Here is a 14,755-nt window from a genome sequence, read left to right on the forward strand (position 1 = left end):
AAAAGTTAGAACCACAACAACGTCTTTCAAAATAAAGGATAACGATGCTTGCTTCATACGCTTCTGATCCTCTTAAAAGTAGGGGAAGATTATATAAGGAAATCCCGACCTCTTATAGAAACGAGTTTGAACGTGATCGTGATCGCATTATACATACTAATGCATTTAGGCGTTTGCAATATAAAACTCAAGTTTTTATTAATCACGAGGGAGATCATTACAGAAATAGGCTAACTCATTCTCTAGAGGTTTCGACTGTTGCACGTTCAGTCGCTAGTACTTTAAATTTATCAAATGATTTAGCTGAGACAATAGCACTTGCTCATGATCTTGGGCATACGCCTTTCGGTCATGCGGGAGAGCGGGCTTTAAATGAATGTATGAGAGAGTATAACGGCTTTTCTCATAATGCTCAATCTTTAAAGATACTAACATTACTTGAAAAAAGATATGCGGCTTATAATGGAGTAAATTTAACATGGGAAGTTTTAGAAGGAATAGTAAAACATAACGGTCCTATACTAGGCGAGATAAATGAATATATAGCAGAGTATAATAAGCAAAATGATTTAGAACTTAGTACCTATGCATCAGCAGAGGCTCAAATAGCAGCTCTTGCCGATGATATTAGCTATATTTCGCATGATTTGGAAGATAGTATCGGTGCTAAAATTATCGATTTTCATAGTCTTGCTGAACTTAAATATATTGATCAACATGTTGTTGAACTCAAGTCAAAATTTAAAAATATTAGTTCCTCATGTCTGATTTATGAGGTAGTACGTAAGCTAATACATGAGTTAATTACCGATTTATTATGGCAAACAAAAGAAAATTTAAATAAAGAAAAAATTACTAACATAGATGAGATACGTAACTTAAATTATCAGATAGTGGATTTTACGGAAAAAACTAATAAAAATATTAAGGAAACTAAGAAGTTTCTTCATGAGCGAGTTTATAAAAGTAATAAAATTACGGCCATCAGCCTTAAATGTACTAAAATCGTACAAGGGCTGTTTAAGGTTTATATGGATGATATTAATTTATTGCCGGTTAATTGGAAAATGCTAATAGACTCTAATGAAACATATAGTAAAGCTAGAGTTGTTGCTGATTATATAGCAGGGATGACTGACCGTTTTGCCATTCAGGAATATAATCAGCTCTGCTCGACTTCCTACATAACTTGCTTCTAAGGGTAATTTGTGCGTCGCTGCGGTGCTGCGTTCTGTGTCTCCTACAAATTCCTCCTTATTAGCAAGCGTTTGTAAGAATTCTATTCGCTGAATTTTAATAACATTTAATAATTATGAATATATTTAATCAATTGAAACAAGATATAATTGTGGCAAGCAGGCAATTATATAATAATCAAGAAATAGCAAATACTGCTACTATTGAAATACCGAAAGATAGTTTTAACGGTGATTTATCAAGTAATATTGCAATGATTATTGCAGCTAAAGAAAGTATTGCTCCTCGGGAAGTGGCTTTAAAATTTAAAGAAGTCCTTATAACATTACCTTATATTGCAAGTATAGAAATAGCAGGACCTGGCTTTATTAATTTTACTATAAAAGCTGATAGTTGGCAGGCATCAATAAAGGATATTTTACAGCATGAAGAAAAGTTTTTTGAAATTGATATAGATAAAAGCAGAAATATTAACATCGAGTATGTTTCGGCAAATCCCACCGGTCCAATGCATATAGGGCATGCTAGGGGTGCGGTATATGGTGATGTGCTAGCAAGGATTTTGCAAAAGGTAAGTTATTCCGTTACAAAAGAATATTATGTTAATGATGCAGGCTCACAAATAAATGATTTAGTTAGTACGGTATTATTACGTTATAAAGAGGCTTTAGGTGAGCAAATTACTATCCCTGCCGGGTTATATCCGGGAGAGTATTTAATTCCGCTTGGGCAAATTTTAGCGAAAGAATACGGCAATAAATTATTAACGATGAACTATGCTGAAAGGTTCAAAATAATTAAAAGTTTTGCCGTAGAAAAAATGCTTGATTTAAATAGAAAAGATTTAGCAGATTTAGGGATTAAACATGATATATTTTTCTCTGAGCAATCATTGCATGATAAAGGTGAGATAGAGGAAACAGTTAAACTACTGGAGCGTATGGGGCTAATTTATGAAGGTACGTTACCTGCCCCTAAAGGTAAAATTCACGAAGAGTGGGATAATAGAGTTCAAAAATTATTTAAATCTACTAAGTACGGTGATAGTCAAGATCGTCCTATAGAAAAAGCTGATGGAAGTTGGTCTTATTTTGCTTCTGATCTTGCATATGCTAAGGATAAAATAGAGCGGGGAGCGAATCACTTAATTTATGTACTTGGTGCCGATCATAGTGGATATGTTAAAAGAATTGAGGCAATAGTTAAAGCTTTAGGTAAGGAGCAGGTTAAAGTGGACGTTAAAATTTGTCAATTGGTCAATTTCGTTGAAAACGGTGTGCCGGTTAAAATGTCAAAACGTCTTGGGAGCTTTGCTAGTGTACAAGACGTAAATCATGAGGTGGGGAAAGATATCATAAGATTTATGATGTTAACTAGACAAAATGATAAGCCACTTGATTTTGATTTGGTAAAAGTGAAAGAACAATCAAGAGAAAATCCTATCTTTTATGTACAATATGCACATGTGAGAACGATATCTATTTTATCAAAAGCTAAAGAATTAATGCCTGAATCTTATAATAACTTTGAATCAGGTAAGTATGATTTATCTTTATTATCCTCTGAAGAAGAAATTGAGATTATAAAACTTTTGGCTAGCTGGACAAAAACATTAGAAGCATCTGCAAAATATTTTGAACCGCATCGCATCGCATTTTATTTAATAAATTTAGCCTCAAAATTTCATTCTATGTGGAATTTCGGTAAAGAAAATAGCGATTATAGATTTGTAATTGAGAGCAATAAAGAATTAACTCTAGCACGCCTTGCTCTTGCAAGTGCCATACAGAAAGTTATAGCTAGCGGTCTCGAAGTGATAGGTGTAGAACCAATGAACAAAATGTAGTTAGGTTTTCATCGTCATTGCAAGGAGGTATTGCTCATGTGGATACCGAGTCGTCATTGTGAGCAGCCGTAGGCTGCGTGGCAATCTCATGAAATAATACTCCTGAGAGTGCTTCGTCAAAACTTACAATTTTTCCTCGCAATGACGTTTTTCTATTATCAAATTACTAAATATGATCAATAATATTTTTATTAAAATATTTCTAGTATTTTTAGTATGTATGTCCGCTATTTATTTTGGTTATCAATATTATCAGAATAGCAAGCCGGTAATTACTATTTATCCTGATGAGCTGCCTACAAAAATAAAACCGTCTATAATAGAAAATAACCAAATAGCCGCAGTACATAGTACTATATATGAAAATCTTATTGCTAAAGATACAAATATTAAAACCGTAAAATTGCTTCCTGACCCTGAGAAACCTATGAGTATAGATTCTCGCAACCAAAGTCAAAGCGATGAATCTTTTGATGAAATATCTAACCTTATTGCATTAATAGAGCCAAATAATAACGCCAAAAATGAAACGGATTTAAATATAATAAAGCTTGAAAAAGGAAGTAAAGATAAGGTTAGTAATGCTAAAAATTGTAAAAATAATGAAAGTTATAAAGTACAACTAGGTTCGGTAAAATCTGAAGCAGAAGCAATGAAAGAAGGGGAAAGAATAAAAAAGCAATTCCCGAAAATTCTTAAAAATGTTGTTATCACAACCAAAAAAGTTAAATATGACGACGGCAAATTTTTCTATTTAATCTTAGCCGGTGATTATGGTAGTCTTAGTCAAGCTAAAGCGGTTTGTAAGAAATTAGCTTATAATAAGCAGAGTTGTGTATTGAAGTGATATTTGTATACTCTTATGTCATTCCTGCGAAAGCAGAAATCCATCATAAAGCGAGATAAATCGAGCTTTTAATTTTAAGAATTTGCTGTGTTTATACTTTTTTTCTGGATTTCTGCTTTCGCAGGAATGACATAGAGAACCACGCAACAACGACTATAAATAAAAACTAAATAACTTATGAAAGAAGCTAAAGTAGAAAATATTGACTTTGGTAATGCATTATCAGAGCGTTATCTTGCTTATGCGTTATCAACAATTATGTCACGTTCGCTTCCTGACGTACGTGACGGACTCAAGCCTGTACATCGTAGGTTATTATACGCAATGCTACAGTTAAGGCTTGAGCCGAATTCCGGCTATAAGAAATGTGCGAGGGTGGTCGGTGACGTAATAGGTAAATACCACCCGCACGGTGATGTGGCAGTGTATGATACCTTGGTACGCCTTGCTCAGCATTTTTCGTTGCGTTATCCTTTAATTGATGGGCAGGGTAATTTCGGTTCTATCGACGGTGATAATGCAGCAGCTATGCGTTATACCGAATCACGTATGACGGACATATGTACGTTATTAATGGAGGACATCGATAAAGATACGGTAGATTTTCGTCCTACTTATGATGGTTCCGATTTAGAACCGGTAATAATGCCGGCAAGTTTTCCGAATTTACTAGCTAATGGTTCTGAAGGGATAGCAGTCGGTATGGCAACCAATATACCGCCGCATAATTTACATGAGCTTTGTGATGCTCTAATACATTTAATCAACCATCCGAAAGCTGAAATTAACGATATAATAAACTTTGTCAAAGGTCCTGATTTCCCGACCGGCGGCATAATTATTGATAAAGCTGAAGTTATTAATGCTGCATATACTACTGGACGCGGTAGTCTTAGAGTAAGAAGCAGATGGGAAAAAGAGGAGCTAAGTTACGGTACATATCAGATAGTCGTAACCGAGATACCTTATCAGGTTCAGAAATCAAAACTTATAGAACAAATAGCAATATTACTAAAGGATAAAAAAATTCCCCTTGTTAGCAATATTAGAGATGAATCAACAGACATTATAAGGTTGGTTATAGAGCCGAGAGATCGGGGATGTGATCCGCAAATAGTTATGGAATCTCTATTCAAGCTAACGAATTTAGAAAGCCGCATTCAGTTAAATATGAATGTGATCGGCAGTAATAACGTGCCGAGAGTAATGAATATTTTAGAGATTTTACAAGAGTTTCTATATCATAGACAAAATATTGTTACTCGCAGATCAACTTATCTTTTAAACAAAATCAAGCATCGTTTAGAAATTCTAAAAGGGCTTAGGATAGCTTATCTAAATCTTGATGAGATCATTAAAATTATTCGTGAAGAAGATGAGCCAAAAGCGATAATGATGGAGTGGTTTAAACTAACCGAAATACAAGTAGAAGCGATATTAAATACCCGTCTTCGCTCGCTTCGTAAGCTTGAAGAGCAGGAAATTATTAATGAGCATAGTAATTTGCAGAAGCAACAAGCTATATTAGAAGAAATTCTAAATAATCCTAAAGAACTATGGAAAATAGTTAAAAAAGAAATCAAAACAGTACAAACGAAATTTGGATTAAATACGGTAATAGGAGCAAGGCGTACAAGCTTTGAGGAAGTAACGCTTACGAATCAAGTAGTTGATATAACGGCTTTCATTACTAAAGAGCCGATTACTATTATCTGCTCAAAAATGGGGTGGGTGCGTTCGTTAAAAGGTCATAACACCGATTTATCGACTATCAAATATAAAGAAGGTGATGCAGAAAAATTTATTTTAGAAGCTTACACGACTGATAAAATATTAATAGTTAGTTCAGAAGGCAGATTTTTTACTTTGCTTGCCGATAATATTTCCAAAGGTAAAGGAACAGGGGAATCTATAAAACTACTTGTGGATATAGGTAATAACGATATTACGAATATTTTAGTCTATAAACCTGATCAGCTTTTATTACTTGCAAGTAGTGTAGGTAAGGGGTTTTTAGTTAATTCAAATGAAGTAATGGCTCAAACAAAAACAGGAAAGCAAATTATGAATGTACCGGATGGTCATGTATGTATAGCTTGTTTACCTGTAAACGGTGATAGTATTGCTTGTATTGGTGAAAGTCGTAAATTACTGGTATTTAATATAGATGAAATACCTGAAATGAAAAAAGGGCAAGGTGTAACGCTGCAAAAATTTAAGAATGCTAAGCTTCTAGATATTAAAATATTCAATAAAGAAGACGGCTTAGGTTGGAATAACAATGGAAAAGTAAAACTTGAGAAAAACATTGTTGCATTTTTAGGCAAAAGAGGTAGTACCGGTAAATTACCTCCTATGGGCTTCCCAAAAAATAATAGATTTTCATCATATTAATATAGGAGGGAAAAGATTTTCATTGTTCTCTGATGCTGGTTTTCGATGTTCTGAGTTACATATCTTTAGAGAATTATCCTGTTGCATATTAAAAAACTTCAATGCTGTCTCAAAATCCCTGTCTTGTGTATAGACTTTCTGAATATTTAAAGCATGTAATATTGTAAATATTTTTTAAGTTGGAACTAGAAACAAAATTATATGCATCTTTAAATAATAATTTAGAAGCGGTTGCATATCTTGTAACTGCTTTTAATCCATTTACAAAGGAATATCCTGAGCTTGTAAATTGAGCATGATTCATAGTGTTACTCCTGTTTTAAAATAATAAAAATCATATATCACGTGATTACCATATATTGTGGTTGCGTCACAATATATGGTAATCAGAGAAAATCAATATCTAAAAATAAAAAAAGTAAAATATATAATTTTATTTAATCAAAAGGCAGTATAACATAAATTTTTCAAGGTTTGGGCCGGTACTTGAAGTACAAAAGCTAAGCATAATTTGACAAGAATTAGAGCACTGTAAGCTAATAAAATGGTTTAAAGATTTAACAGCAGAGAAAACAAGATTATTACAACGACGGAACTATAAAGTTTATTGATAGTTCAATTAAAAAAAATATAATAACCAAGGCATAAGATTACTCTAAGCCTTGATTATAATAGTGATGGCAAATTAATTTGTAAATAATTAAAACTTAAGTTTTGTACCTATAAGGCCAACAGTACCTCGTGTTGTTTTACTAGGTGCTTCAGGGTAATATACAGGTTTACCTTTAGCTTGGAAATGAGAAATTTCAGCATATGGTAATAAACCAGGCATGATCTTATATTCAGTAGCGAGGCTTACAGCATCAACGGTGTTTTTATATCTTGAAGTTTTAAGATATTCAAGACTTGTTTTTATAGGTCCTTGTCCATAAGCAACTGCCCCATTGTAATAATAGGTATCACGACCGACTTTATAATATTCCTTAGCGGTTAAGCTTTTACCTAAATTACCGTAAGAAGCACCACAAGAGAAATTACCGTAAGTAAATACAGCTCCAAGATTATATGCTTTTAAATTAGAAAGTTTATAGGTATTAAGCACTTGAATTGTAGTTCCGTCCATTTTAGCATGAATAAGACGACGAGCAGGTTTACCGTATTCTCCGGTGACAGATAGTTTTAAGTCTGCATCTTCGCTAATTTCATGTTCATAAGTTAAGCCGGCAGAAAAAGCATCCCTAATATTCTGATTAATAGTCATGGTTTCGTTATTCTCTAATTTAACCGTCTTTATTCCGGTTTTAGAAACACTAACTCCGTTTCTGCCTGAGCTTGCAAGCGTTAAATTATTTATATCTCTATTACCGCCTGTATTAGCAGTATCGGGAGTATAAGAAACTCCGGCTTGGAAGCCTTTCATTTTAGGCGTGAAAAAATTCAATCTTCTAGCTCTCTCAGCTTTATCATTGATTTGATCAAAAGAATTAGAGTATGACTCAAGATAAAAGCTAGCATTAGTATCAAAATCCGATTTTAAACCATTATATCGCATATATTGACCGTCAAGTAGAGCATATCTAGACCATCCTCCGGTACCTGCAGTTACTTGACTACCGGTAATACGCAACTTAGCGCTTGCATCAGCAGGAGAGCCTAGTTCTACTTTACCGTAACTAGTTTCAATAAATATATGTGATCCATTATAATTTGTAGAGGTTTTTGCTCTTGTAGTAGGCTGAAGCACTATTTTAGCACCTGCTATTACATCATTGATAGTTTTAGCAATAGTGGCCGCAAACGCTGCTTCTGTGTAAAACCCTAGCTTTTTCCTGTTATCAGTTACATTTTTATCAAATAAAATTAAATGATCCTGTTTAACATAACCGTTTTCAAATAAATAGAATCCTTCTAATTTTATTTCAGTATCAGAATTAGAAATAACAGGTGTTGGATTTTCTTCAGCAAGACCAGCCGATGCAAGGCAAATAATACTTGCAGCTAATAATAACTTTTTCACTTTAATAAAGCTCCTATAAATTTAAATAAATATTTACTATACAAAGTAAATGTTTAGTATTAATAAATATTAAGTCAACTATGCTATAATATAATAATACTTTTCAGAATTGATAATAAAAAACTATTTTAATTTGTAATAATTTAATTTTAAGTATATAATGTTGTATTATTATCACTATCATTATTCAAGTAGTCTCAGACTTATAGTTTTAAAGAAAAATTTTGTATTGTAAATAATTATGAGTTATAATCATTAGTTTATTAATTAAATCAAATTTTGATTATGGCTATAATGTCAGATAAGTGGATAAAAGAAGCTGTTATAAATCACAGTATGATAAGGCCCTTTGCGGAAAAGCAGGTAAGAGTGCATAATAAAGAAAAGATTATTTCTTACGGCTTATCTTCTTACGGCTATGATGCTAGAGTATCTAATGAATTTAAAATATTCACCAATATAAATTCTACTACGGTTGATCCAAAAAATTTCAGTGAATATAATTTAGTTGATAGAGAAGTAGATGTGTGTATTATCCCACCTAATAGCTTTGCCCTTGGCAGAACTATAGAATATTTTAAAATACCGCGTGATGTATTAGTTATTTGTGTCGGCAAGTCTACTTATGCAAGATGCGGTATAATAGTAAATGTGACTCCGTTAGAACCGGAGTGGGAAGGACATGTAACTTTAGAGTTTTCTAATACTACTCCATTACCTGCTAAAATATATGCAAATGAAGGAGCTTGTCAGTTTTTATTTTTAAAGAGTGATCAAATTTGTGATACTTCATATGCCGATCGCCAAGGAAAATATATGAAACAAGTAGGCGTAACTTTACCGCTAACATAACTTTTTTATGTAGAAAATTATATTAAATTTTTAATAAGGATTTTTATGAGTACAATAAACACCGATACTAATGAGACAATGCCGCATATTTCCGTTAATGCACAATATATAAAAGATTTATCTCTTGAGAACCCTTCTGCCCCGTCTTCTCTTGCGGCTTTGGATCAACGCCCTCAAATTGATTTATCTCTAGATATAAATATTACTAATTTATCGGAAGAAAATTTCTATGAAGTAGAGTTAAATATCGAGGCAATTGCAAGAAATGAGAAATATAAATTATTTCAGATAGAATTAAAATATGCTGGAGTATTTAATTTAATTAATATTGATTCTGAACAACATCCGGTTTTATTATCCGTTCATTGTCCGGCAATGATATTTCCATTTGCCAGAAAAATTATAGCTAGCTGTACTCAAGATGCAGGATTCCAGCCTTTAATGATTGATCCTATAGATTTTGGTGCCTTATATCATAAGAAAATGTCAGAGCATCAAAACTAAGAAAATCATTTAATTATTTAATAAATTTCATTGTAAACGCCATGGTTTTTAAACCACAGATAGAGCTTAATAGTAAAAATTTTATAAATTTGATTAAATATTCTTTACTTATGTTATTAATGACTGTATAAAGCACTAGATAAAAAATTATAATTTAGTTAACAATAATTAACTGTAATTAAATTATAGCACAATATAAAAATTGAATTTTATGGAGAAAAATAATGAGAGTTTTGTTAATTGAAGGCGAGCCGGAAATGGCTAACTTAATTGAACTAACTTTAGCTTCAGAAGGGATAGTTTGCGATAAAGCTTCAGTTGGTGTAGAAGGTTTAAGACTTGGTAAAGTTGGTGGTTATGATCTAGTAATCTTAGACCTTATGTTACCGGATATTAATGGTTTTGAGATATTACTAAGATTGCGTGCTGCAAAAATAAAAACCCCAATCTTAATTTTATCTAGCTTAACGGATACGTATCAAAAGATTACTGGTTTCTCTTCCGGAGCCGATGATTATCTAACCAAGCCGTTTGTAAGAGAGGAATTAATTGCTAGAATTAAAGCTATAGTTAGACGTTCTAAAGGTCATGCAGCATCAGTATTTAGGTTTGATAAGGTTAGCATAAACCTAGATACTAGAAGTGTAGAAGTTGACGGCAAAAAAGTACATTTGACGAACAAAGAATATGCTATTTTAGAGCTATTAATACTCCGAAGAGGAACTATCTTAACTAAAGAAATGTTCTTAAATCACTTATATAGTAGTGTTGATGAACCAGAAATGAAAATTATTGACGTATTTATTTGTAAACTTCGTAAAAAGTTAAGTGATGCTGCCGGTGGTAGAGATTATATCGACACAGTATGGGGACGTGGTTATATGCTAAAAGAATATGATGAGTTACAACAAAAAGAAATTTTAGCACAAGGAGCATAATTAATGCCTTTATCTACTTCTTTACTTGGTAAAAAAAGTACTTATAAAGATAGTTATGATGTGACTTTATTATTTAAAATTCCACGTATAAATAATCGAAACGAACTTGGAATAAATAGTAATAATCTTCCGTTTTACGGTGTAGATGTTTGGAATACATATGAACTATCTTGTCTTAATAAGAACGGTAAGCCATGGGTTGGAGTAGGCACTTTTTATATACCGACGGATTCTGAAAATATAGTAGAATCAAAATCATTTAAATTATATCTAAATTCTTTTAATAACTTTGTTGTTGAATCAGTAAAAGAACTAGAAAGAATTATCTTGCAGGATCTAAGTAATGTTACACACGCTAAAGTAACAGGACGTATATTTCCTATAAATACAAAAGTAGAATTTGGTGTTCCAAGCGGTAAAAATATCGATGATTTAGATATAGTATGCAATAATTACGGTGCACCCGATAATAGTTTAATTGAGTATGAAGATGTTTTGGTAGAAGAAGAGATTAATTCTCATTTACTCAAATCAAATTGCCTAGTAACCGGTCAACCGGATTGGGGTACAATCGTTATAAAATATAAAGGAAAAAAGTTAAAATATGATTCTTTTCTGAAATATTTAATATCTTTTAGAAATTGTAATGAGTTTGCAGAGCAGTGTGCTGAGCGTATTTTTACGGATATTAAAAATGCTATAAGTCCTGATTTTCTTTCTATTTATATAGTATATGCTAGGCGTGGAGGCATTGATATTTGTCCCTATCGTTCTACCGATAAAAGTTATACTTTACCTAGCGATAAGCGATTTATTAGGCAATAATCACTTTTCTAATCCATAAAAAAATCCGTTTGTGCGAAAAGTATTGTCAGTGTGGATTGAAAAACGCATCCGTTGTCATTCCGTGGCTTGACCACGGAATCTAGCTTATTAATAGTATTTTAGATTTTTTTTGGATTCCGTGGGTCAAGCCACGGGGTGACACAGTGGCTTTTACCGGTCCATCCAGCAATGTTCGACTATACAGGAATGACATAAACGAGCCACGCAATAACGCTGATCAAGGCGGGGTAACAATCAAAAATAATTCACGTAAGCAAGCTTTTCGCAGGATAGCAGTTAGTATAATTTTATGATTCTTTTGTAGGATTTTGTGGAGGCTTTAGGCTTTCTACTATTTTATTTAGGTCTATTTGACTACAGATCCCCAGTAATACGGGATCACGAGGACGAATAGAATTCATATTCCAATGGCTACGGGTTCTAATAGCATCTATAGTAATTTTAGTAGTACCTATTAATTTAATTATTTGATGGTCTTGGATGTTCGGATAATTAGACAATAACCAATATATAGCATCCGGTTTATCTTGACGTCTTGCTATAGGAGTGTATTTAGCACGTTTTTTTTTCTGATTTTTCATCAATTCATAAGCAGGGCTATATGAAATTTGTAAATTAGCATTAGGATCTTTACTGCAACGCTCAATTTCCTCTAAAGTTAACTGACCGTTTGCAATTGGATTTAAACCTTTTATAGATTGTGCTACTTCACCGTCAGCCATACCTTTTATTTCAAATTCATGAATACCGCAAAAATCGGCAATTTGTTTAAAAGTTAAAGAAGTATTTTCAATTAACCATATAGCCGTGGCTTTTGGCAGAAGCGGTAATGTTTTTTGCGAATTCATGATAATTGTTTTTTGGCTTAATTTAAGAAGTTATAACAAATAGAGTTATTTAAGTCAATCTTCATTTAGAAACTTAACTATCTCCTCAACTACTTTCTTAGCATCGCCGAATAACATAAAAGTATTATCGTGATAAAATAGCGCATTTTTTATACCTGCATATCCTGATGCCATAGAACGTTTAATAAACAAGATCGTACGTGCTTTTTCGACATCGAGTACCGGCATACCGTAAATTGGACTGTTCGGATCATTTTTAGCAGCAGGATTAGTTACGTCATTTGCACCAATCACAAGCACTACGTCAGTGGTAGCGAAATCTCTATTAATTTCTTCAAGCTCAAGTACTTTCTCATAATCTATATTAGCTTCTGCAAGTAAAACATTCATATGCCCCGGCATTCTACCTGCTACCGGATGTACGGCAAAACGTACATTAATATCTGAACGTTCTAATATATCAACCATCTCTTTTATGATATGCTGAGATTGGGCTACTGCCATACCGTAACCGGGAACAATTATCACCGATGATGTATTAAGTAGTAAATGTGCCGCATCTTCAGGGCAGCTTGTTTTTGCTATTTTATCGTCGTCTATATCCTTGTTAATTCCAGTAGGTGCAGGCAAAAACGCCCCAAAAATAACCTTAATTAATGAGCGATTCATCGCTTTGCACATTATATAGCTAAGTATAGCTCCGCTACTACCGACTAATGCTCCAGTAATAATAAGTAGGCTATTGCTAAGCGTAAAGCCTATACCTGCTGCCGCAAAACCTGAATAAGAATTTAGCATTGAGACTATAACAGGCATATCTGCACTGCCTACCGGTATTATTAGTAATACTCCGATTAACAGTGATAAAAAGACTATTAGATTAAATAAAAATATATTCTCTGAACGAATAAACGATATTACTAGAATAACCAATATTATTGCCGTTAATAAGCATATATATTGCTGACCGTAGAATTTTAACGGGCTACTTTTCATTAAGCCTTGTAGTTTTAGAAAAGCTATAATCGAACCGCTAAAAGTTAAAGCACCGATAGAGACGCCTACTGATATTTCTATTAATGCATTAATCGGTAAACTTCCTGCTATTCCTATAGAAAAATTTTCAGGAGCAAGTACTGTAGCATAAGCTACAAATACCGCAGCAAGACCGACAAAAGAGTGAAATCCCGCTACTAATTGAGGCATTGCCGTCATGGAGATTTTAAGTGCGATAATCCCGCCGATTACAGCACCTAATAATATGGTTGCTATAATGGGTAATTTATGAGTAAAATCCGGTAGGAAAAAAGTAACGATGACTGCTATCGCCATCCCCAAAATACCTATGGTACTGCCTAAACGTGCTTGTTTCTGTGAGGATAAGAATTTGAGTGATAGAATAAAGCAAACAGCCGCAACTAAGTATAATAACTGGATAATTTGTAGGGACATAGGTGAATGTATGTTTATATTATTAGCTATTTAGTGTCATACCGCGGCTTGACCACGGTATCCAAAAAAAATAAAAAAACTGGATCCCGCGATATCAAGTCGCGGGATGACAAATACGCTTCAAGAACCATGCAACAAGGCTAAAAAGTAAATCCTATACCTATAGACACTATTAAAGGATTAAGTTTAACTTTAGAGGTCATGGTTTTATTACCTACTAAATTCGGTTTATACTCAAGTTTAGGATTTAAGAAAAATTGTCTTACGTCAATATTGATTAAAGTATCGTCTTTAGCATAAAAATCTACACCTATTTGTCCTACGGCACCGTGTCCGTTTCTAATTTTAAGACCGGTAGCTTGAGTAAGCATATAAGAACCGTGATAACCTATACCTATATATGGTCTTATTCCACCGTAAGGAGCTATATGAAATTGTCCGGTAATTGTTGCAGGAATCATATAAATAGGTTTGTGTTTTCCTAGTTTAACATTATCAACGCCATAATTATGAGCAACGGCTGCAAGGGATGTATATTTAGTGCGTAAAACATTAAAGCCAAGTGATAATTCAGTAGCTAAATAATTATTAAAGAATATAGTAGTGGACGCATCACCTCCATAACCGTTTTTTGCCACTTCTCCTACTGAAACAGGTTGAGGAGAGGTAGGAGTAGGTAATCCTTTTTGCTTAGCACTTGAAACAACACCTCCTAGACGCATCTTGAAAACTAAACTGCCTTCGTTTTCGTAATACGGTGTACTATCATAGTCAGAAGCAGAGTCTACATCATCATACATGCTTTTAGCAAAACTATTAATACTTATGGTGGATACAAACAAAATTATCCCTAATTTTTTCACTATTCTTAACATATAATTATAACCTTTACTTGCTTAAAATTGATTACCGTATTATTATATAAAATTTTTGTTTATATATTTATACCATTGTCATAAAAGATAGAATTCTTTTATGCTAAAAGTCAAGACATTTAAGTAAAATTATAGAAAT

12 protein-coding genes and 1 pseudogene are annotated in these 14,755 nt (G+C 33.1%); 8 read left to right on the forward strand and 5 right to left on the reverse strand.

Annotation, left to right across the window (positions count from 1 at the left end; translation table 11 throughout):
• Window positions 1–44: 44 nt before the first annotated feature.
• A complete protein-coding gene (locus RC_RS00490) occupies window positions 45–1,199 on the forward strand; it encodes a deoxyguanosinetriphosphate triphosphohydrolase (RefSeq protein ID WP_010976778.1) in 1,155 nt (384 codons plus the stop codon).
• Here the strand turns inward: RC_RS00490 and RC_RS11140 are convergent.
• Window positions 1,113–1,292: pseudogene (locus RC_RS11140) on the reverse strand (hypothetical protein); the annotation flags it as partial. The gene RC_RS00490 and the pseudogene RC_RS11140 overlap by 87 nt on opposite strands.
• A 20-nt stretch (window positions 1,293–1,312) precedes the next feature.
• Between RC_RS11140 and argS the strand changes: the two are divergent.
• From argS to parC, 3 genes are all read left to right on the forward strand, one after another.
• A complete protein-coding gene (gene argS / locus RC_RS00495) occupies window positions 1,313–3,043 on the forward strand; it encodes an arginine--tRNA ligase (RefSeq protein WP_010976779.1) in 1,731 nt (576 codons plus the stop codon).
• Window positions 3,044–3,215: 172 nt separating this feature from the next.
• Complete coding sequence (locus tag RC_RS00500) at window positions 3,216–3,890, forward strand: SPOR domain-containing protein (RefSeq protein ID WP_010976780.1); 675 nt, start codon at window positions 3,216–3,218, stop codon at window positions 3,888–3,890.
• A gap of 177 nt (window positions 3,891–4,067) precedes the next feature.
• Entirely contained in the window at window positions 4,068–6,284 is a 2,217-nt protein-coding gene (parC, locus tag RC_RS00505; RefSeq protein ID WP_010976781.1) for a DNA topoisomerase IV subunit A, read from the forward strand.
• A 700-nt stretch (window positions 6,285–6,984) separates the two neighbouring features.
• Here the strand turns inward: parC and RC_RS00510 are convergent.
• Window positions 6,985–8,301 carry a porin gene (locus RC_RS00510; protein ID WP_010976782.1) on the reverse strand — a complete coding sequence of 439 codons (1,317 nt, stop codon included), beginning with the start codon at window positions 8,299–8,301 and terminating at the stop codon, window positions 6,985–6,987.
• A gap of 285 nt (window positions 8,302–8,586) precedes the next feature.
• On the opposite strand from RC_RS00510, the gene dcd reads away from it, so the two are divergent.
• The 4 genes from dcd (at window position 8,587) to queF (ending at window position 11,420) form a co-directional block, all read left to right on the forward strand.
• Window positions 8,587–9,153: a dCTP deaminase gene (gene dcd / locus RC_RS00515; RefSeq protein ID WP_004996797.1), complete on the forward strand. Its 567-nt coding sequence runs from the start codon at window positions 8,587–8,589 to the stop codon at window positions 9,151–9,153.
• 45 nt (window positions 9,154–9,198) lie between these two features.
• Complete coding sequence (gene secB / locus RC_RS00520) at window positions 9,199–9,657, forward strand: protein-export chaperone SecB (protein WP_004996787.1); 459 nt, start codon at window positions 9,199–9,201, stop codon at window positions 9,655–9,657.
• 224 nt (window positions 9,658–9,881) lie between these two features.
• Window positions 9,882–10,595 (forward strand): response regulator transcription factor CtrA, encoded by a 714-nt coding sequence (gene ctrA / locus RC_RS00525; protein ID WP_010976784.1) that lies wholly within the window; start codon window positions 9,882–9,884, stop codon window positions 10,593–10,595.
• Window positions 10,596–10,598: 3 nt separating this feature from the next.
• Window positions 10,599–11,420, forward strand: a complete 822-nt coding sequence (gene queF / locus RC_RS00530; RefSeq protein WP_010976785.1) for an NADPH-dependent 7-cyano-7-deazaguanine reductase QueF — start codon at window positions 10,599–10,601, stop codon at window positions 11,418–11,420.
• A gap of 308 nt (window positions 11,421–11,728) precedes the next feature.
• On the opposite strand, the gene RC_RS00535 is transcribed toward queF, so the two are convergent.
• From RC_RS00535 to RC_RS00545, 3 genes are all read right to left on the reverse strand, one after another.
• Complete coding sequence (locus RC_RS00535; protein WP_010976786.1) at window positions 11,729–12,289, reverse strand: DUF1013 domain-containing protein; 561 nt, start codon at window positions 12,287–12,289, stop codon at window positions 11,729–11,731.
• 54 nt (window positions 12,290–12,343) lie between these two features.
• Entirely contained in the window at window positions 12,344–13,741 is a 1,398-nt protein-coding gene (locus tag RC_RS00540; protein ID WP_010976787.1) for an NAD(P)(+) transhydrogenase (Re/Si-specific) subunit beta, read from the reverse strand.
• 140 nt (window positions 13,742–13,881) lie between these two features.
• Window positions 13,882–14,616, reverse strand: a complete 735-nt coding sequence (locus tag RC_RS00545) for an OmpW family outer membrane protein (protein ID WP_010976788.1) — start codon at window positions 14,614–14,616, stop codon at window positions 13,882–13,884.
• Window positions 14,617–14,755 lie beyond the last annotated feature (139 nt).

Source organism: Rickettsia conorii str. Malish 7 (assembly GCF_000007025.1).
GTDB classification, from domain to species: domain Bacteria; phylum Pseudomonadota; class Alphaproteobacteria; order Rickettsiales; family Rickettsiaceae; genus Rickettsia; species Rickettsia rickettsii.

Excerpts from the sequence above, each read along its gene's own strand:
- RC_RS00545 (WP_010976788.1), bottom strand. The coding sequence starts at position 14,616 with ATGTTAAGAATAGTGAAAAAATTAGGGATAATTTTGTTTGTATCCACC.
- secB (WP_004996787.1), top strand. The coding sequence starts at position 9,199 with ATGAGTACAATAAACACCGATACTAATGAGACAATGCCGCATATTTCC.
- argS (WP_010976779.1), top strand. The coding sequence starts at position 1,313 with ATGAATATATTTAATCAATTGAAACAAGATATAATTGTGGCAAGCAGG.
- parC (WP_010976781.1), top strand. The coding sequence starts at position 4,068 with ATGAAAGAAGCTAAAGTAGAAAATATTGACTTTGGTAATGCATTATCA.
- dcd (WP_004996797.1), top strand. The coding sequence starts at position 8,587 with ATGGCTATAATGTCAGATAAGTGGATAAAAGAAGCTGTTATAAATCAC.
- RC_RS00540 (WP_010976787.1), bottom strand. The coding sequence starts at position 13,741 with ATGTCCCTACAAATTATCCAGTTATTATACTTAGTTGCGGCTGTTTGC.
- RC_RS00500 (WP_010976780.1), top strand. The coding sequence starts at position 3,216 with ATGATCAATAATATTTTTATTAAAATATTTCTAGTATTTTTAGTATGT.
- RC_RS00535 (WP_010976786.1), bottom strand. The coding sequence starts at position 12,289 with ATGAATTCGCAAAAAACATTACCGCTTCTGCCAAAAGCCACGGCTATA.
- queF (WP_010976785.1), top strand. The coding sequence starts at position 10,599 with ATGCCTTTATCTACTTCTTTACTTGGTAAAAAAAGTACTTATAAAGAT.
- RC_RS00490 (WP_010976778.1), top strand. The coding sequence starts at position 45 with ATGCTTGCTTCATACGCTTCTGATCCTCTTAAAAGTAGGGGAAGATTA.
- ctrA (WP_010976784.1), top strand. The coding sequence starts at position 9,882 with ATGAGAGTTTTGTTAATTGAAGGCGAGCCGGAAATGGCTAACTTAATT.